Source organism: Sphingopyxis sp. RIFCSPHIGHO2_12_FULL_65_19 (assembly GCF_001830555.1).
Lineage (GTDB): Bacteria > Pseudomonadota > Alphaproteobacteria > Sphingomonadales > Sphingomonadaceae > Sphingopyxis.
The window spans coordinates 16,410-35,584 of sequence record NZ_MIAM01000036.1 but is presented as its reverse complement, the minus strand read 5'-3'; the positions used below and the strand labels follow the sequence as shown (position 1 = coordinate 35,584).

At 65.6% G+C, this 19,175-nt stretch carries 19 protein-coding genes; 10 read left to right on the top strand and 9 right to left on the bottom strand.

Going from position 1 to position 19,175, the window contains the following annotated elements:
- Nucleotides 1-111 precede the first annotated feature (111 nt).
- Nucleotides 112-582, top strand: a complete 471-nt coding sequence (queF, locus tag A3E77_RS11135; protein ID WP_293645871.1) for a preQ(1) synthase — start codon at nt 112-114, stop codon at nt 580-582.
- Nucleotides 583-595: 13 nt separating this feature from the next.
- Here the strand turns inward: queF and A3E77_RS11130 are convergent, their stop codons facing one another.
- Nucleotides 596-2,224 (bottom strand): ComEC/Rec2 family competence protein, encoded by a 1,629-nt coding sequence (locus tag A3E77_RS11130; RefSeq protein WP_293645869.1) that lies wholly within the window; start codon nt 2,222-2,224, stop codon nt 596-598.
- 134 nt (nt 2,225-2,358) lie between these two features.
- Between A3E77_RS11130 and A3E77_RS11125 the strand changes: the two genes are divergently transcribed.
- On the top strand, nt 2,359-2,769 hold the full coding sequence (locus A3E77_RS11125) for an acyl-CoA thioesterase (RefSeq protein WP_293645867.1): 411 nt from the start codon (nt 2,359-2,361) through the stop codon (nt 2,767-2,769).
- 24 nt (nt 2,770-2,793) lie between these two features.
- On the opposite strand, the gene A3E77_RS11120 is transcribed toward A3E77_RS11125, so the two are convergent.
- The 8 genes from A3E77_RS11120 to hflK form a co-directional block, all read right to left on the bottom strand.
- On the bottom strand, nt 2,794-3,030 hold the full coding sequence (locus A3E77_RS11120; RefSeq protein ID WP_293645865.1) for a hypothetical protein: 237 nt from the start codon (nt 3,028-3,030) through the stop codon (nt 2,794-2,796).
- Nucleotides 3,031-3,126: 96 nt separating this feature from the next.
- Entirely contained in the window at nt 3,127-4,413 is a 1,287-nt protein-coding gene (locus A3E77_RS11115; protein WP_293645863.1) for a cytochrome P450, read from the bottom strand.
- A 55-nt stretch (nt 4,414-4,468) separates the two neighbouring features.
- The gene (locus tag A3E77_RS11110; protein WP_293645861.1) at nt 4,469-4,915 is read right to left on the bottom strand and encodes a hypothetical protein; all 447 of its coding nucleotides are present in this window, start codon (nt 4,913-4,915) and stop codon (nt 4,469-4,471) included.
- A gap of 7 nt (nt 4,916-4,922) precedes the next feature.
- The gene (locus A3E77_RS11105) at nt 4,923-6,518 is read right to left on the bottom strand and encodes a helicase HerA-like domain-containing protein (protein WP_458574440.1); all 1,596 of its coding nucleotides are present in this window, start codon (nt 6,516-6,518) and stop codon (nt 4,923-4,925) included.
- Nucleotides 6,519-6,662: 144 nt separating this feature from the next.
- Nucleotides 6,663-7,031, bottom strand: a complete 369-nt coding sequence (locus A3E77_RS11100; RefSeq protein ID WP_293645859.1) for a VOC family protein — start codon at nt 7,029-7,031, stop codon at nt 6,663-6,665.
- A gap of 120 nt (nt 7,032-7,151) precedes the next feature.
- On the bottom strand, nt 7,152-8,645 hold the full coding sequence (locus A3E77_RS11095) for a trypsin-like peptidase domain-containing protein (protein ID WP_293645857.1): 1,494 nt from the start codon (nt 8,643-8,645) through the stop codon (nt 7,152-7,154).
- A gap of 148 nt (nt 8,646-8,793) precedes the next feature.
- Complete coding sequence (gene hflC, locus A3E77_RS11090) at nt 8,794-9,645, bottom strand: protease modulator HflC (RefSeq protein ID WP_293645855.1); 852 nt, start codon at nt 9,643-9,645, stop codon at nt 8,794-8,796.
- Nucleotides 9,645-10,799 carry a protease modulator HflK gene (gene hflK / locus A3E77_RS11085; RefSeq protein WP_293645853.1) on the bottom strand — a complete coding sequence of 385 codons (1,155 nt, stop codon included), beginning with the start codon at nt 10,797-10,799 and terminating at the stop codon, nt 9,645-9,647. The genes hflC and hflK overlap by 1 nt, the downstream gene beginning before the upstream one ends.
- Nucleotides 10,800-10,890: 91 nt before the next feature.
- On the opposite strand from hflK, the gene A3E77_RS11080 reads away from it, so the two are divergent.
- The 8 genes from A3E77_RS11080 to A3E77_RS11045 form a co-directional block, all read left to right on the top strand.
- Complete coding sequence (locus tag A3E77_RS11080; RefSeq protein WP_293645851.1) at nt 10,891-11,868, top strand: Mrp/NBP35 family ATP-binding protein; 978 nt, start codon at nt 10,891-10,893, stop codon at nt 11,866-11,868.
- Complete coding sequence (locus A3E77_RS11075) at nt 11,868-12,290, top strand: CoA-binding protein (RefSeq protein ID WP_293645849.1); 423 nt, start codon at nt 11,868-11,870, stop codon at nt 12,288-12,290. Before A3E77_RS11080 ends, A3E77_RS11075 begins: the two co-directional genes overlap by 1 nt.
- A complete protein-coding gene (locus A3E77_RS11070; protein WP_293645847.1) occupies nt 12,287-12,892 on the top strand; it encodes a hypothetical protein in 606 nt (201 codons plus the stop codon). Before A3E77_RS11075 ends, A3E77_RS11070 begins: the two co-directional genes overlap by 4 nt.
- Before the next feature lie 93 nt (nt 12,893-12,985).
- Nucleotides 12,986-15,274 carry a xanthine dehydrogenase family protein molybdopterin-binding subunit gene (locus tag A3E77_RS11065; RefSeq protein ID WP_293645845.1) on the top strand — a complete coding sequence of 763 codons (2,289 nt, stop codon included), beginning with the start codon at nt 12,986-12,988 and terminating at the stop codon, nt 15,272-15,274.
- Nucleotides 15,271-16,266, top strand: a complete 996-nt coding sequence (gene hemH / locus A3E77_RS11060) for a ferrochelatase (RefSeq protein WP_293645843.1) — start codon at nt 15,271-15,273, stop codon at nt 16,264-16,266. Before A3E77_RS11065 ends, hemH begins: the two co-directional genes overlap by 4 nt.
- An 89-nt stretch (nt 16,267-16,355) precedes the next feature.
- Complete coding sequence (locus A3E77_RS11055) at nt 16,356-17,930, top strand: DUF1963 domain-containing protein (RefSeq protein ID WP_293645841.1); 1,575 nt, start codon at nt 16,356-16,358, stop codon at nt 17,928-17,930.
- Nucleotides 17,931-18,050: 120 nt separating this feature from the next.
- Nucleotides 18,051-18,773: an acetoacetyl-CoA reductase gene (phbB, locus tag A3E77_RS11050; protein ID WP_293645839.1), complete on the top strand. Its 723-nt coding sequence runs from the start codon at nt 18,051-18,053 to the stop codon at nt 18,771-18,773.
- A 213-nt stretch (nt 18,774-18,986) separates the two neighbouring features.
- Nucleotides 18,987-19,175 (top strand): ribbon-helix-helix domain-containing protein (locus A3E77_RS11045; protein WP_293645837.1); only part of this gene is annotated, 189 nt, incomplete at its 3' end.

Genomic DNA, 19,175 nt, shown 5'->3' with positions numbered 1-19,175 from the left:
GCGATCCCGAACCATAACCCTTGGCGCGGCGCCGCTGAATTGGCGCTGAACCCGGCCACACCGTCCAACGAGGTCGGTGACATCCGCCGCGCTGCGCACTAGAGCCTTTCCATGACCGATTCCACCCCCACACCGCTGGCGCCGAAACATCTCGGCCAATCGAGCGACCTTCCTGCCTCACCGCAAGCGGCGATACTCGACTATGTTCCCAATCCGCGCTCGGGCGAGCTTTATCTCGTGCGCTTCGCCGCGCCCGAATTCACCTCGCTCTGCCCGGTGACCGGCCAGCCCGATTTCGCGCATCTCGTGATCGACTATGCGCCCGGCGAAACGATCGTCGAATCAAAGAGCCTGAAACTGTTCCTCGGCAGTTTTCGCAATCATGCGGGGTTTCACGAGGATTGCACCGTGGGCATCGGTCGCCGACTGTTCGACGAGATGCAGCCCCGCTGGCTGCGCATCGGCGGTTACTGGTATCCGCGCGGCGGCATTCCGATCGACGTGTTCTGGCAGTCGGACGCCCCCCCCGCGGCGCTGTGGCTGCCCGATCAGGGCGTCGCGCCCTATCGCGGCCGGGGATGATTCGCCTCGCGCGTCAATGCTCGGGGCGCGGCACCAGGTCCATCGTCTGATCGGCCTTCAGCGCATAGCTGTACCAGAACCATTTGTTGTTGGCGTCCTGCGTTTCCTTCTTGAACGCGGCGATCAGGCGTTTGCCGTCGGTTTTGACATAGATCGCGCCGTCGACGCTGACATTGGACAGCCCCAGCATATCGACGTCGGCATTCATCGCCTTTGCCAGCGCTTCGCACGCCGCCGTGCGATCGGCGGCGGACAGCGGGGCGCCATTTTCATCCTGGCCGGGCCCGCCGGCGGCGAGCAGATCGATATTGCGCTTCAGCCGTTTGACGAGCGCCGCATCCTCGGTCTCGCGCGTCGATCGTTGTAATTCGGTCGACAGCAGCACCGGCGCGGTGCCGCGCCCCGCCTTGCCAAGCCGGCCCAGCAGGTCGGGCCGCGGGTGGACATAATTCACGTCATCGTCGCCCGACGAAATCACGAACGCCGCCGGATTGACCGCGCTCAGAAATTCGTCGGTGACGTCCGACGCACCGTGATGGCATGCCTTCATCACGTCCGATCGGAACCGCGCGCGCGCCGCCGCGACCATCGCGTCGCGACCCGCCTGATCCTGCGGCCAGCTATCGAGCCCCGCGTAACGGGTCAGGAGGAAGCGTTCGGACGGCGTGTTGAGATCGCCGCCGAACAGGATCGAAAATTCGCCGAAGCGCAAGCGCAGGATCACCGAATGACCGTTTTTCGTCTTGGCCGCGTCGCCAAAAACCCGCAGCCGCGCCTGGCCCGCCGCATCGCGCTCGGCCCACGGGCCCAGCACCTCGATCGTATAGCCATCGCGCTCGCCCGGCGCGAAGCCGGGCATCCAGCGCGCGCCCTGCGCGAACCGGCCATGCTCGGTCGACAGCATGTCGAAACGGCCGACATTGCCCTTCGCAATCGCCGTCGCGATCAGCTTTGCAAAAGTCCGGTTCGACGGGGTGGTCGCCGGATCGTATATCGCGCGCACGGCGGCATCGCTCTCGACGATCTGCTTCAGGTAACGCACCCCGTTCGCGTCGGGCGCCGTCACCCCGCCCATGCCGTCCAGTTCGTCGCCCGTCGGCAGTTCGAGCGCGCCATTGTGATAAACATGCTCGAAGGTGATGTCCTTGTTTGAAAAAATGCTGCGGAAGCCGCCATAATGATCGAGGTCGGCATGGCTGATCACCGCGGCATGAAAGGCCATGCCGGCGCGATAAGTGCCGAACCGCGCATCGAGGAACTGGCGCATCGCCTGCCCCTTGCCCGCATCGACGACGATGACGCGTTCCTGCTGCCCCGCGGGCAGTCCGGGGTCGGTCGCGCGCTCGGGCGTGATCAGCACCGACCCGTCGCCGATGCCAACGTCGAGAAAGATCATTTCGAGCGGGCGGCGGTCGGTGACTTCGTCGGCGCGAATCTTCAGCAACCGGCGCTTTGCCTCGTCCTTCCAAGCCCAGCGTATCCAGCGCCATTCGCCGCTCTGCGGCATATCGGGCGCCAGCGTCAGCCAGTCGCCCCACAGCACTTCGCGGACCTTCTTGCCATTCGCGTCGCGCAGGAAAATCTTGTCATAGGACCCGGCGCCATCGGCGTTGCCTGGCAAGGCGACGAATATATGTTCCACGGCGAGCCCCCTTGTTCCGGATCGAGCCATGCTATCATCGTACCGACCGGCGCGATTGGACGTTAGCGCCGAAAATGGATCGGGCGCAGAATTTCATCTTTCCGTCACAGTTTGTTGACACTAGTGTCAACGATATGACGCAAGCCGCGCTGCCCCACGATCACGATATCAAGGTCGGACCCGATGTCATTGACTTCATGGGGCACGTCAACAATGCCCATTATCTCAGCTGGGTGCAGGAAGCGGTGCTTGCCCACTGGCGCCATATCGCGCCGCCCGACGCGGTCGCCGCACATCTCTGGGTCGCGCTGAAGCACGAGATCACCTATCGCCGCCCCGCATTCCTCGACGATCAGGTCATCGCGACCGTGATCCTCGAAAAAGTGCAGGGCGCACGCGCCTTTTATGAAACGATCATCAAGCGCGGCGAGGATGTGCTGGCCGAGGTGAAGTCGAGCTGGTGCTGCATCGACGCAGAAACATTGCGCCCGGCGCGATTGGCGAGCGACGTAATCGCCCGCTTTTTTCCTGGCGAGAAAGCCTGACCCCCGAAAGGGATTGACCTGCCTTTACGGGCTGACCGGCTCGTCGTCACCATCGTCGTCGACCAGCAGCCAGATTCCGCCGCCGATGATCGCGAGCCCGAGGACGATCGCAACCCAGCTGCCGCCTTCGAGCTGATTTTCGCTCTCGGCAACCGAAACCGCGCGCGCACCACCGGAAGACGGCGCCGCGGAGGCCGCCATCGGCGTTACCATCATGGCCGTCGCCGCGACGGAAATCGCGGCCTTTTTCAAGACATTCATCGCATTATCCTTTCAGCAAGCCGTCGGGAAACGCGGTCGATGCGCGCATTGTTCCGCCGACCGGGGCGGCCTGCGACGCGCGGAGCGAAAGATGCGCTAGGCCGCCTCGAACCGCAGCGGCAGGCGCTTCAGGCCGCCGACGAACACCGATTCGACGCGCGCGGGCGCACCGGCCAGCTCCAGCCGCTTCAACCGCGGGAGCAGTTCTTCCATCAGGATGCGCATTTCCATGCGCGCAAGATGCTGGCCGAGGCAGACGTGCGCGCCAAAGCCGAAGGCGATCTGCTGGTTCTTTTCGCGGTCGGGATCGAAGGCAAAGGGATCGGCGAACACGCTCTCGTCGCGGTTGGCGGAAACATAGTTCAGCATCAGCCAGTCGCCTTCGCGAATCGTCTGGCCGCCAATCTCGACATCTTCTTTGGCGCTACGCATGAAATGCTGCACCGGGGTGGACCAGCGAATCGCTTCCTCGATCAACCCCGCCTTGTCAGCGGCCGCATCGCGGAATCGGTCGAACAGCGCGGGATTCTTCGCAAGCTCCATGATCGCCCCCGCGGTCGAGGCACTCGTCGTATCGTGCCCCGCGGTGGCGACGATCATGTAATAGCCCGACATTTCGCGGTCGGGAATCCGTTCTCCGTTGATCGTTGCATTGGCGATGACCGTCGCAATGTCCTCGCGCGGATGCGCGCGCCGCTCGGCGGTCAGCGCGCCGAAATAATTCTCGAAATCGGCGATGACATGGCCCAGCATTGCGATTGCCTGATCGGCGCTGGTGATCGCTTCCCTGCTGCGATTCAGTTCGGGGTCGGTGGGGCCGAACAATTGCTGCGTCAGCATCAGCATCCGCGGCTCGTCCTCGGGCGGAACGCCAAGGATGTCCATGATGACGCGCAGCGGATAATGCGCCGCAACGTCGCGCGCAAAGTCGCACTCGCCGCCCATCTCGAGCATATGGTCGACCGTATCGCGTGCGATCTGGCGGATGCGATCCTCGACCATCTTGAGGTTCTTGGGCATGAACCAGCTCTGCGTGAGCAGCCGGTATTTCATATGGTCGGGGGCATCCATCTGGACCAGCGAGCGGATCAGATGGCCGTCATTGTTCGGCGTCGCAGCGCGCGCCAGCGCCTCGCCATCGCGATTGGTCAGCACGGTGGGTCGGATGCCGTTCGCGAATCGCTGGGGGTCGCGGCTGATCGCCATGATGTCGGCGTGCCGCGTCACCAGCCAGAAGGGGTCGTGATCGGCATTCTCAGCGACCGCCAGCGGCGCGTTGGCACGCGCCCAGGCGAGCTGGTCGTGCAGCGGTTCCCATTGGCCGTATGCGACGGGGTCGACGACGGCGGCGGCTACCTCTCCGGGCAAGGTCGGTTTTGTCATTGAAGGCGAAGCTGCCGCAACTCCGGGCTCGAGTCGAGTGGCAAAGTGCAACCGATCAGGCGGCGGTGGCCGGATCGGGCAACGTCGCCTGCCATTCGGCGCGCGCCTGGCGGATCATCGTCTTGAGCGCTGCCGCCTGTGCGTTCCAGCCATCCTCGCATTCGGTCGTCCACGCCGCGCCTGCTGCCGCCCCCAGCTGGGCCACCGCCATGTCGATGAAGGCGTCATATTCGCCGATCGGCAGCGGACCATAAGCGCGGTGGGTGTGCACCAGCTCGGTCACCAGCGGCCACACCCAGCTTTCGCCCTTCGCCAACCCGAGCATCATTGCCACGGTCTCGTCGGTCATCCGCCGCGACGAAGCATCGACGATCATGAAGCTGGCGCGGCGATCCGGATAGGCCGCGAAGAAGCGGTCGAACAACGCGTGGCGGATATCCGCGCCCGCTTCGGCGACGGCAACGAGGCTCGCTTCCATCGCGGCGACGTCTTCCGCCGTCATCCCGGGATCATTTGAACAGGCTGCCCAATATGCCGCGCATCAACTGGCCGCCGAACTTGCCCGCGACCTGCCGTCCAAGGCTCGTCGCGGCCGAACGCGCCGCCGACTGGACCATCCGGTCGGTAAAGCTGGGCTTCGCGGCCTCGCGCGCCGCAGCTTTTTCCAGCCGCAACCGCTCGCGTTCTTCGGCCGCCTTGCGTTTCGCCTCTTCCTTGGCGGCGATGGCCGCCTGCTTGTCCGCCTCGACCTGCGCCTTCGCCTCGATCGCCGCCGCCTGCGCCTGTTCGGCCTTGGCAGCGAGCAGTTCCTCGGCGCTCTCTCGGTCGACGGCGGTGTCATATTTGCCTTCGACCGGCGAGATCGAGCGGATGATCGCCCGTTCCTTTGCCTCCAAGGGGCCGGCGCGCGAACAGGGCGGCTTGATCAACGTCCGTTCAACTGGCGAGGGCGCGCCGTCGGGCATCAACAGCGACACCAAGGCTTCACCGACCTTCAGTTCGGTGATCTCGCGCGCCACGTCGATCTCGGGGTTCGGGCGAAATGTGTCCGCGGCCGCCTTCACCGCCTTCTGGTCACGCGGGGTAAAGGCGCGCAGCGCGTGCTGGACGCGGTTGCCGAGCTGGCCCGCGACATCTTCGGGAATGTCGATCGGATTTTGCGTGACGAAATAGACGCCGACGCCTTTCGACCGAATCAGGCGCACGACCTGTTCGATCTTTTCGGTCAGCGCGGGCGGCGCGTCGTCGAACAGCAGATGCGCCTCGTCAAAGAAGAAGACGAGCTTCGGTTTGTCGGGATCGCCGATTTCAGGCAGTGTCTCGAACATCTCACTGAGCAACCACAAGAGGAAGGTCGCATAGAGCTTCGGGCTTGCCATCAGCTTGTCGGCGGCAAGGATATTCACATAGCCGCGGCCGCTCTCGTCGGTGCGGATCATGTCGTGGATGTCGAGCGCGGGTTCGCCGAAGAAATGATCGCCGCCCTGGCTTTCGAGCGTCAGCAGCTGGCGCTGGATAGTGCCGACCGTCGCCTTCGACACATTGCCATATTTTGTCGTCAGTTCATCGGCATTCTCGGCGCACCACACCAGCATCGCCTGCAAATCGCCGAGGTCGAGGAGCAGCAGATTCTGTTCGTCGGCAACCCGGAAAGCGATCGCGAGGACGCCCTCCTGCACCTCGTTGAGCCCCATCAGCCGCGCAAGAAGCAGCGGCCCCATTTCGGAAATCGTCGTGCGAATGGGATGCCCCTGTTCGCCAAACAAATCCCAAAAAATCACCGGATTGTCGCGGTAGGTCCAGGTCGTATCGCCAATTTCGGCAGCGCGTTTGGAAAAAGGCTCATGGACCTTTGCCGTCGGGCTGCCCGCCATCGCCATGCCAGCCAGGTCGCCCTTCACGTCCGCCACAAATACCGGGACGCCAACCGCCGAAAAACCTTCGGCCAGACCCTGAAGCGTCACCGTCTTGCCGGTGCCGGTGGCGCCCGCGATCAGCCCGTGACGATTCGCGCGTTTCAGCACTAGCGACTGGCGCGGTCCGTCCGCCGCGCCGCCGCCGCCAAGGCCGATATAGATTTCGCTTGTCGTCTTGCCGTCGCTCACCCGCTGTCCTCCACCTGGAAATGCTACGCTGAGGTTAGAGCGCCGGGTGAGCGCAGGCAATCGGCAAACGGGGTTGCTCGCCCGCGAAAGCGGGCATGACGATCATCGGGTAGCGACGACGAACCACCCCAAAACCGCTGCGCATCACCCCATGATGAAGGCGTTGAGCTTGTTGCCGTCGGGATCGCGGAAATAACCGGCGTAAAAGCCCTCGCCGCGCGGTCCCGGCGGGCCCTCGCACGTCCCGCCATTGGCGAGCGCGATGTCATAGAGGCGGTGGACCTGATCCTTGTCCTTGGCCGCGAGCGCCACCATCACGCCGTTGCCGACACTGGCGGCCTTGCCATCGAACGGCTTGGTCAGGCCGATGCCCGCGGCGCCATCAGGCTTGCCCCACGCGATAAAACCGTCGAATTCCATCATGCGCGGCGTGTCCAGTTCGGCGGCGATCGCATCGTAAAATACCGCGGCTTTCGCCAGATCCTTCGTCCCCAGCGTTACATAGCCAATCATCATCCTTCTCCCGACTCGTTAGCGTTGGAACATAATAGGAACATAGTTGCGCGCGCGCAAACGAAAAAGGGCGCCGGACCCGAAGGTCGCGGCGCCCCTTCATGCGCAACGATCCGGCGTTTATTTGATGCGGATCGCGATAAAGGCGGACGGGCCGCCGCGGCGCAGGATTTCGAGCAAGACCGCGTCGCGGCCCGCCTTCTTCGCATCGGCAACCGCCTTTGCCAGCGCCTCGCTGGTCGCGACCGGCGTGCGGTTGGCGCTGAGGATCACGTCGCCGCGACGCAGCCCCTTGCGGCCTGCATCGCTGCTTGCCGACGCTGCGCCGATCACCAGACCCTTGGTCCCGGCATCGACCCCGACCGCGCGAGCGATATCGGGCGTCACCACCTGCACCGACAGGCCGAGCTCTTCCTGGATCGCCTTGTCGGCGGCACCGGTCGGATCTTCGGGTTCGGCCTGTTCCGCCTCGGGATCGAAGTTGCTGCCCGCCAGCTCTTCCTCGGGCGGCCGCGTGCCGACCAGCGTCTGGATCGTCATCGTCTTGCCGTCACGAATGATTTCGAGCGGGATGCGCGTGCCGGGCTTTGTGTTCGACACAATATAGGACAGCGTCTGCTGCGGCGTGACATCCTTGCCATTGACCTTGGTCACCACGTCGCCGCGCTTCAGTCCGGCCTTCTCACCCGCCTGTCCGGGTTCAATGCGCTGGATAAATTCGCCGCGATCTTTGGGCAGGCCGAGCGCCGCCGCCAGATCCTCGTCAACCGGCGCGATGCCGATGCCCAGATAACCGCGCTGAACCTTTTCACCGGCGCGCAGCGCGTCGATCACGGGGATCGCCGCATCGGCGGGAATGGCGAAATTGACACCGATATTCGCGCCGACCGGCGAGATCAGCATGTTGTTGATGCCGACGACATTGCCTTCGAGATCGAACAGGGGGCCACCCGAATTGCCGCGGTTGATCGCGGTGTCGGTCTGGATATAGCGGTCATAGGCGCCGCCCTGGCCGATATTGCGCTGGACCGCCGAAATAATGCCCGCGGTGACCGTTGAACCGAGCCCGAGCGGGTTACCGATCGCGACGACCCAATCGCCGACGCGCGCGGTGCCGCTGTCGGCGAACTTCACGAAGGGAAGCCCCGACGCATCGATCTTGAGCAGCGCAAGGTCGGATGCGGCATCGCGGCCGACGATCGTCGCGCGGTACTCCTTCTGGTTGGTCAGCGTCACCGTGACCTGGTTCACCGCCTCGCCACGCGGCCCCCCCGAAATCACATGGTTGTTGGTGACGATATAGCCGTCGGCCGAGATGAGGAAGCCCGATCCGCCGCCCTGCTGTTCCTGCGTGATCGGCTCGCGCGTCCCGGCGAAGGGGTTCAGCCGGACGCCGAGCGTGACTTCCTGCTTGGTCGAGATGTTGACCACCGCGGGTTGCAGCTGTTCGACCAGGTCGGCAAAGCTTTCGGGCGCACCCGCCCGCGGCACGACCCGCGCCATCTCGCTCTTCTCATTCTGCGCGACCTGCGCGCCGACGGGAGACTGGGTGACCAGCGCCAGCGCGGTGCCACCCGCCAGCAAGGCCGAAGTGATGCCATAAACATAACGCACGATCGGTAATCCTCTTCGTTGTCGAAAACTCAAAAACCCCGGCTGCGGCGGTCTGCGGCGGGGCGGCTGAACGGCATTTGAACATGAACGGGCTCTAAAGGTTCCGTTCACCCCGCCGCCAGCGGGCACCCCGCCCGCCGCCACCGCGTCAATTGCCGCGGAAACGCTTCAGATATTCATTGTCCGCCGACATGATGATCGACGTTCCACCCTGGTTATTTTCGCCCAGGAAGGTCTGTCGATAGCTTTGCATCGCGCGGTAGAAATCATAAAAATCAGGGTCCTTGCCAAAGCTGGCGGCATAGATGCGTGCCGCTTCGCCATCGGCACCGCCGCGAATGATCTGGGCTTCCTTTTGCCCTTCGGCGCGGATCGAGATCGCTTCCTGTTGGCGGGCGGTGCGCATCCGGTTGTACGCTGCCTCGAGCGTCGCGCCTTCGGGAAGGTCGGCGCGCTTGATCCGCACGTCGATGATCTCGGCGCCGTATTTATTCGCCTCGCGGTTCAGCGCGACCTGGATATTGTCCATCACCGCGCCGCGTTCGGGCGACAGGAGCGTGGAGAAGGTCCGCTTGCCCAGCTCGTTGCGCAGCGAGGAGCCGAGGATCGTGCCGAGCTGCGTCTGCAATTTTTCCTCGGTGCGAATCGCCGTGTACATGCGCACCGGGTTGGTGATGCGGAAGCGCGCGAACGCATCGACCTGCAAACGCTGCTGGTCGGTCGACAGCACCTGCTGGCGTTCCATGTTCACGCCCAGGATGCGCTTGTCGATATATTGGATGCCGTCGGTGAACGGCACGCGCAGGACAAGGCCGGCGCCGGACTTACCGAAATCCTCGCCTTCCTTGTAGCGGTTCACCGTCCGCTCGATCTCGCCAAAGCGCAGGATCAGCGCCTGCTTGTCTTCGGGCACGATCGCGAGCGACTGCGACAGGACGACGAGCAGGATAACGACGCCGAACAGCAGGCGCATCGGGTTCTGGAACAAGGAGCCGGGCATCATTCGCCTCCCTTCTGGACGGCTTCGGGCGCCTTCAACCGCTTTTGCACTTCATTGAGCGGCAGATAGGGGGTCACCCCACGCGCTTCGACAATCGTCTTGTCGACGTTCGACAACACCGTCTCCATCGTTTCATAATAGAGGCGCTGGCGGGTCACGCCGGGCGCCAGCTTATACTGCTCGTAAATCTTGTCGAACGCCGCGGTATCGCCGCGCGCGCGTTCGAGCACCTGCTGCTGATAGGCGCGCGCAAGGTTGATCGCCGATTCGCGTTCCTGCCGCGCCGCGGTAACTTCCTTGAACGCCTCATCGACCTGGCTCGGCGGATCGACCTGGCGGATCGCAATGCCCTGGATCATCACGCCAGAGCGATATTGGTTGAGCAATTCCTGCATCCGCTGCTGGACCTGCGCCTCGATCTCGACGCGGCCGGGGCCGATCGCCTGAACCAGGTCGAAATTCGCGACGGTCGCGCGCATCGCGCTTTCGGCGACTTCGCGGATCGTGCCTTCCGGGTCGGCAAGCTGGAAGAAAAACAGTTCGGGATCGCGCACCGACCACCGGACTTCATAAGCCAGGTCGACAATGCTCTGGTCCCGCGTCAGCACGAAATTTTCGTCGGTCGCGTTCGGCGAGCCGATAGCCATCGTGCGGATCGCGCGAACATCCTCCAGCCGGATGCGTTCGACCGGCGCCGGCCAGGTGAATTTGACGCCGGGGCCGACGGTGCGCGAATAGCTGCCGAGCCGGGTGACGACGCCTTCTTTTTCAGGCGGCACGATGTGGAAAGAGGAAAAGAGCACCCACGCCACGACAAGCGCGAGGACGACCCATTTCCACAGCTTGGCCGAATCGCCGAAATCGAACGAGCTGCCGCCGCCCGAACCGCCGCCGCCAAAGCCGCCGCGTCCCTTGCGCAGCAGTTCGTCGAGCGCCGAAGGGCCGCGCGGTTTCGGACCGCGCCGCTGATCGGCAGGATCAGGGGTCACCCACGGGTTGCGCGGCCCGGGGCTGCCGTCGCCCTTGCCATCGTCATCCCCCTTGCCGGGCCCACTGCCCCACGGGCTGTTCGCCATCTGGCTGATCGAATCGAAAAACTGCCGCAATCCCCTTGGGCTGCGGCGTCCCATGCTGCCGTCAATCTTGTCGTTCATAAGGCTTTTATAGGGTCGGCGGGCGCGATTAACAGGGGGTGCGCGCGAAAATGGCTGGCAATCGGCCCCTGCTTCCCTATTTCGCCGGGACATGACCGATACCGCACCCCTCGCCAGCCTTGCCGCCGACCTCAGCGGCGGCCGCACCTCGGGCCTCCGTTTCCTCGACGATTCGGGCCTGCTCGCGGTCGTGCTCGACGTGTCGGGGCTTGCGGCGGAAGAACGCCAACCGCTCGAGGACAAGCTGCGCGCCGGGCTGCTGGGAGACGCGGGCGTGCGCGAAGTGCGGGTCGCAATGACCGCCGAAAAAAAGGCGATGACGATCATCGCGGTCGGCAGTGGCAAGGGCGGGGTCGGCAAATCGACGCTCGCGGCGAACCTGGCGGTCGCGCTTCGGCGGCTCGGCGTCAAGGTCGGGCTGGTCGATGCCGACATTTATGGCCCGTCGCAGCCGCGCTTGATGGACAGCGAAGGGGTGAAACCCGAAGCGCGCGGGTCGAAACTCGCTCCCGTCCCTAATGCCTATGGCGTGCCGATGCTGTCGACGGGGCAGATCGCGGCGCCGGGACAGGCGATCGCATGGCGCGGGCCGATGGCGGGCAAGGCGCTCGAACAGCTCGTCGATGCCAGTTGGGGCGACATTGACACGCTGGTGGTCGACCTGCCGCCCGGCACCGGCGACGTCCAACTGACGATGATCCAGAAGCACAAGCCCGCGGGCGCGGTGATCGTATCGACGCCTCAGGACCTCGCGCTGATGGACGCGACGCGCGCGGTCAGCCTATTTGAACAGGCCGAGGTGCCGATCATCGGGCTGGTCGAAAATATGGCGGGCTATGCCTGCCCGCATTGCGGCGAGGTCAGCGACCCCTTCGGCAGCGGCGGCGCAGAGGCGGCGGCGGGGACGATGGGACTCGACTTTCTCGGCCGCATACCGCTGTCGATGGGCATCCGCCTCGCCAGCGACGGCGGCGTGCCGCCCGCGGCGGGAACCGATCCCGCGGGTGAGCCATTCCACGCCATAGCGGCAAAAGTCGCCGACTGGCTGACCAAGCGAAAGGGCAAATGATGGCGATCAACGACGAGGGCGAGATCCGCGAACTGCTGGGACAGAAACGCCGCATCGCGGTGGTCGGCGCTTCCCCCAACCCGGCCCGTGCATCGAACGGCGTCCTCGCTTTCCTGATCGCACAGGGACACGATGTCATCGCGGTCAATCCGGGCCATGCGGGCAAGAACATTCACGGTGCGCCGGTCGTCGCGACTCTCGCGGACGTCGAACCGCCCGCCGAACTGGTCGATATCTTTCGCAACAGCGACGACGCCGGCACCGCGGTCGACGAAGCGATCGTCCACGGTGCCAAGGCCGTGTGGATGCAGCTGGGCGTGATCAACGAGGCTGCTGCGAAACGCGCCGATGCGGCCGGGTTGACGGTCGTCATGGACCGCTGCCCCAAGATCGAGATCCCGCGCCTCGGCCTGCTCAAATGAAGGCGGCGCTGCCGCTGCTCGCCGCGACCCTGTTGGCGGGATGCGCGGCCACCCCGCCGCCTCAACCGCAGCCCCTGCCGCAGGACGCCTTTTTCGCCGCGCTCGCGGCGCGCTGCGGCAAGGCCTATGCCGGCCGCCTCGCCAGCAATCAGGAAGCCGACGCCGACATGCGCGGCAAGGCGATGGTGATGCACATCCGCCATTGCACGGCCGACCGCATCGAAATCCCCTTCCACATCGACGGCCTTGGCCCCGATGGCGGATGGGATCGTTCCCGAACCTGGGTGATCACGCGCACCGCCACCGGGCTTCGCCTGAAGCACGACCATCGGCACGCCGACGGCAGCAAGGACGAACTGACGATGTATGGCGGCGACACCACCGATGCCGGAACCGCAACGCGCCAGGCCTTTCCGGTCGATGCCGAATCGATCGCGCTGTTCACCCACACCGGACGGAACGTATCGAACACCAACATCTGGTCGGTCGAAACCACGGCCACGGACTTTACCTATGGGTTGAACCGCGAAGGGCGTGATTTCCGTGTCACCTTCGACTATCGCCAGCCGGTCGCCCCGCCGCCCGCGCCCTGGGGTTGGTAAAAATAGCCTTTGCCATGGCTGCGCCACTGTGCGGACAGCATTTGCACCAAAAGCCTTTGCCCTCACGAGTCGCGCCGCTTATCAGCGTCGGCGATGGTGGGCATTCGCGACAAGATGGATTTCAAGAAACGGCGCCTGCCGCACGTCAGCCGCCGCCAGATGCTGGTCGGCGCGACAGCGGCGGGCGGGCTTGCCATCGCATGGAGCCTGTGGCCGCGCGATTATCAGCCCAATGTGACCGCTGCGCCTGACGAGCATGTTTTCAATGCTTTCCTGAAGATCGGCGACGACGGCCACATCAGCGCGATCGTCCCGCAATGCGAGATGGGCCAGGGCGTCACGACGCTGTTGCCACAGATCATGGCCGACGAGCTGGGCGCCGACTGGCGCACCATCGCCGTCGAAACCGCGCCGATCAACCCGCTCTACACCAACACGCTGCTGGTCGACGAGGATAGCGCGGTCTTCACGCCGCGGGCCGGCGTTCCCGATTTCGTGTCCGACGTGCGCGGCTGGGTCCGCCGCGAATGGGCGGTGCGCCACGCGGTGATGTTGACCGCGAACAGTTCGTCGGTGCGCATGTTCGAGGGGCCGTGCCGCGCGGCGGCGGCGCAGGCGCGCGCGCTGTTGATGATGGCGGCGGCGCAGCGCTGGGACGCCGACTGGGAAGAATGCGACACCCACGACGGCTTCGTCACTCTGGGCAAGAAGCGGCTGCGTTTTGGCGATGTGGCTGCCGCCGCCGCGCTGCTCGAACCGCCCGCCGAGCCCATATACCGCGCCAGCAGCGCCGATCCGCTCTACGGCAAGGAACTGACGCGGCTCGATCTGCCCGCCAAAATCGACGGGTCGGCCAACTATGCCGGCGACATCCGCCTGCCCGACATGGTCTTTGCGGCGATCCGCCAGGGGCCGCTCGGCGCGACCCGCCTGAAAAGCATCGACCGCAAAAAGGGGCTCGCTTCGCCCGGCCTGCTGCACGTCGTCACGCACGACCGCTGGGTCGCGGCGGTCGCGCGTAACTGGTGGGCGGCGAACCGCGCACTCGACCGTTTCGCCCCGCTGTTCGAGACCGAGGGCACGCCGATCTCGTCGGACCGGATCGACACGGCGCTGAAAACCGCGCTGAAGGACGACGGATACCGCATCGTCAGCACAGGCGATGTCGACGAAGCGATGGACGGGCGCGCCCGGGTTTCTGCCGAATATGCCGTCGCCCCCGCGCTTCATGCGGCGATGGAAACGCGCACCGCGACCGCCGCCCCCGACGGCAGCGGCCTTCGCGTCTGGGTCGCAACGCAGGCACCCGCCCAGTGCCGCGACGCCGTCGCCCGCGCGACCGGGATCGCGCCGGCCGACGTGACCCTGTTTCCGGTGATGGCGGGGGGATCGTTCGACGCCTGCCTCGACCATGGCGCCGCGGTGCAGGCGGCGATCATCGCGCTGGAGGTTCAGCGCCCGGTCCAGCTTGCCTGGTCACGCGCCGAGGAAATCATGCGCCTGCCGCCGCGCGCGCCGGCCCGCGCGAAACTGACCGCGACGCTCGACGCCGCGGGCGGCATCGACGCGCTGGTGACACGGATCGCGGTGCCGCCGACGAACCACGAAGTCCGTGCGCGCCTGTTCGACAATACGCCCGCCGACATTGCGCAGCGCGAAGCGGTGGGCAGCGCGGACGCCGCCGCGGTCGAAGGCGCGGCGACCGGCTATGCCATCCGCCATGTTGCTGTCGATCATTGCCCCGCCGACATCGGCCTTCCGACCGGGCGCTGGCGCGGCAACGCCGACAGCTACACCGCCTTTTTCACCGAATGCTTCGTCGATGAAATGGCGACGCGTGCGGGGATCGACGCGCTGTCCTATCGCATGGCGATGCTCGGCAACGCGCCGCTACTGGCGCGCTGCCTGCTCACCGCGACCAGCCTAGGCGGCTGGGAGGGCGGGCTGGCGGGCACCGCGCAGGGGCTTGCCTGTCATTCGATGCGCGGCAGCCATATCGCGCTGATGGCGACGGCGCGGCAAAGCGACCGGGGATTGCAGGTCGAACAGCTTGTCGCGGTCGTCGATGCCGGGCGCCTCGTCAATCCGGCGGTCGCGCGCCAGCAGGTCGAGGGTGGGCTGGTCTTCGGCCTCGCCGCGGCGGTTGGCGCAACCACCGATTATGAAGGCGGGGTCGCGGCGGCGCGCAAGCTGGGCCAGCTTGGCTTGCCGCGCCTGTCGCAAACGCCGCAGATATTGGTCGAATTTGTCGACAGCGACCGCGAACCGGGCGGGCTCGGCGAGATTGCGGTGCCGGTCGTCGCCCCCGCGATCGCCAACGCGATGTTCGCCGCCACCGGCCGCCGCATCCGCCGGATTCCCCTGTCGGCAGATCCGCTGTGACGCGCCCGCCCGATCATCCGCCGGTGGCGACGCCCCGCATCGGCATATTGCTGGTGAACCTCGGCACGCCCGATGCCCCCGATGCGCCATCGGTGCGGCGTTATCTGGGCGAATTTCTGTCGGACCGCCGCGTCGTCGAAATCCCGCAAATCCTGTGGCAGCCGATCCTGCGCGGGATCATCCTGACCACCCGCCCCAAAAAATCGGCGCATGCCTATCAGCAGATATGGACCGACAAAGGATCGCCGCTTGCCGCCATCACCCAGGCCCAGGCCCAGGGATTGCAGGCGGCGCTCGGCGAAGCGGCGGTGGTGTCCCACGCGATGCGTTACGGCAATCCCGCCATCGGCCCGGCGATCGACGCGCTGATGGCGGCGGGTTGCCGGCGCATCCTGATCGCGCCGCTCTATCCGCAATATTGCGCCGCGACGACGGCGACGGTGGTCGACGCCGTGGGACAACATCTTGCATCGCTGCGCTGGCAACCGGCGCTGCGCTTCCTGCCCCCCTATCACGACGATCCCGCCTATCTGGCGGCGCTGAAACAATCGGTCGAAGCCGGGCTGGCAAGGCTCGACTTCGTGCCCGACGTGCTGCTGGCAAGCTTTCACGGAATGCCCGAACGGACATTGCATCTGGGCGATCCCTATCATTGCCAGTGCCAAAAGACCGCGCGTTTGCTGTCGGAGGCGCTCGGCCGTCCGGTCGACGTCGCGTTCCAGTCGCGGTTCGGCCGCGCCAAATGGCTTGAGCCCGCGACCGACACGCGCCTCGAACAACTGGGCCGCGAAGGACGCAGCGTTGCGATCCTGGCGCCGGGCTTCGCTGCCGACTGCCTCGAAACGCGCGAAGAGCTGGCAATCCGCGGCAAGGAGCAGTTCGCGGGCGCGGGCGGCGGACGCTTCGCCTATATCGACTGCCTCAACGCCGACGCGCCGGGACAGATGATGATCGAAACGCTGGTGCGCCGCGAACTTGCTGGTTGGCTCTGACCGCCGCCGCTTACCAACTGTTTAGGTCCTTGCGCTAAATTCATCCGGCGCGGCGCCGAAACGGCGGCGGCGCGATTTGGAGATACGCGATGAACCAGCTCGAATCGGCTGCGTTGAAGCTGGTCCTGTTCACGCTGGCCTTTCTCGCCATCATTTTTGCGCTTTGGTGGCGGCGACGCCCGCGCACCGTTCCCGCCGCGCCGCGCGCGCCGGGCGAATTTCGCCTGCCGCGCCTGTCGCGCAAGGCACAGGCCGAACCCGATGATGTCGAAATCGCCCCGGCACGGCTGGCGCGGGTGAGTGGCAAGGCGCCGCTGCAACAGGACGCGCGCGCGATCGAATGGGATGACGCCCCCATCCCGGTAGCGACAGAGGCCGAGACCGCGCTCGAATCGCATATCGCCGACGTCGAGCGGCAGGTGGTCCGGCTGGAAAAGCCCGAAGCCGAAGTCGCAGCTCGCCCCGCCGGGTCCGAAAAGCCAGAAACCGGGGCGGTAACGCTGCGGATCGTTCCGCAGGTTCCGCCGCGCGACCCCATATCGACGACCAGCTGGCTGGGCGGTCGCCCGCGGCTGCCCGCCGGAACCGAATGGCCCAGGATCGACGACCAGCCGGCCGATTTCCTGGCCCAGATCGACTGTGCAAGCCTGCCGGGCGCTCTGTGGGATGGCTTGGGGCCCCGCGACGGGATGCTCGCCCTTTTCATTCATCGCCGCAAAGCCGACGTCCGCGTCCTGCATGTTCGCGACGCAGGCACCCCCATCGCGCCGCCCTTTGCGCTCAACGATCCCGAGGGCTGGTTCGGCCCGCTGGGCGGCCTGGGCGAGGGCGAACTCGCCCCCTTTGCCGTTCGCGCCTTTCCCGAATGGCCGGTCGATCTGGTCGCAGTTCACGCGGAGGGCGACGATCCGCGCGACACCGGCGATGCAGGGGAAACCGCGCGCGCGCTGTTCGAGCGCGGCTACGACATCGCCGACCCGGCGTTCCACCCGTTCGACTGGGGCAGCATGACCGCGATGGTCGCGCTGCTCGAAGCGCGGCTGGGCGCTCTGGCAGGCACCGATGCGCCGTCCGCCGACGACGGCGAAACAGATGAAGCGAAACGCCGCGCCGCGATCAACCGCGAAGCGGCCGAACGCGCGCGCGAGATTATTGGCATCGTCCACGACAGCGCCGCGCGCGATGCCTTTTCGGCGGGCGACGCAACCGCGGTCATGGCGGCACTGCACGCCATCCGCTGGGCGAGCATGGTTAGCACGGTCGACCCCGAAACCGGCACCGAACGGACCGACATGATCACGCTGCCGCTGACGACCCACCGCGCCGATGCGAACCTGTGGGTCCATGATTATCAGACGATGCTGTTCGACCGCGCCAAACATGCCTGGTGCGCCAACCCGGACCATCTGTCGGCACCCGCGCGCGCCTTTTACGAACCCTGGTGGCAACAGCTTGCGGCGCGCGAGATGGCGGCGATGGGCCACAAACCCTTTCGCCCTGTCGCCGACTATGATGCGGATCGCGATGCCGTGCTGATTGAACTGCCGACCAGCGGACTGATGAGCCGCCGGTTCGGCGACGGCGCCAATCTGGTGATCACGGCGGCGAAGGCCGACTTGGCGATCGGCGACTTTTCAAGGGTCCGGGCGCAGATCAGCCGCTAGGGCCCGGACCGGGGCGAGCGCCGTCGCGGAATAGCTTTGCAATTGACGTTCCGGTCAACTTGCGGCCGCCGCAAGCGCAGCCTAGTCATAAAGCCATAACTCTGTGGGAGAGCTGGATTTATGGCACGTATCGCAATCGTCACGGGTGGCAGCCGCGGGATCGGGGAAGCCATTTCCCTGAAACTGAAGGAACAGGGCGTCACCGTCATCGCCAATTATGGCGGCAACGACGAAAAGGCGCGCGAATTCACCGACCGCACCGGCATCGCGGCGATCAAATGGGACGTGGGTGACCATCAGGCGTGCCTCGACAGCTGCGCGCGAATCGCCGAGGAATTCGGCCCCGTCGATATCGTCGTCAACAACGCCGGGATCACGCGCGACGGCACCCTCGCCCGCATGAGCTATGACGATTGGGACGATGTGATGCGCGTCAATCTCGGCGGCTGTTTCAACATGGCGAAGGCCACCTTTGGCGGCATGGTCGAGCGCGGCTGGGGCCGCATCGTCAACATCGGGTCGATCAACGGTCAGGCGGGCCAGTACGGCCAGGTCAACTATGCCGCGGCGAAATCGGGCATCCACGGCTTTACCAAGGCGCTGGCACAGGAAGGCGCCAAGAAGGGCGTCACGGTGAACGCGATCGCGCCCGGCTATATCGACACGGACATGGTCGCCGCGGTGCCTGCGCCGGTGCTGGAAAAGATCGTTGCCAAGATCCCCGTCGGGCGCCTCGGCCAGGCTGACGAAATCGCACGCGGCGTGGCATTCCTGTGCAGCGAGGATGCGGGGTTCGTGACCGGATCGACGATGTCTATCAATGGCGGTCAACACATGTACTGACGGGCCGAGGGCGCTAGCGAAGACGTTCGCGTTAGCGAACGACGAGCTGGCAACGGGTGGCGCAGCCACGGCCCGGCACGGCCAGCGGGGCGGCGATTCGAAAGATCGCCGAACCCGTTTGACGGCAAGCGGCGGCTTTGCCGTCGCTCCCAACCCCGGCGCCGGGTTCATCGGCATCTCGACTTCGCTCGATGCTAACGGCTAAGAAGGGGCATGGCGGACCGTCCCCTCCACCCCCCGGTCAAACGCTCGGTCACCATTGCGGGTCACCCGACCTCGATCAGCCTCGAGCCCGTCTTCTGGGACGCGCTCGAAGCCGAGGCGGCGCGGCAGGTGCTGCCCGTCAACGCGCTCGTCGCGCGGATCGATGTCGAACGGATGGAGGCCGACGATCCGCCCAAC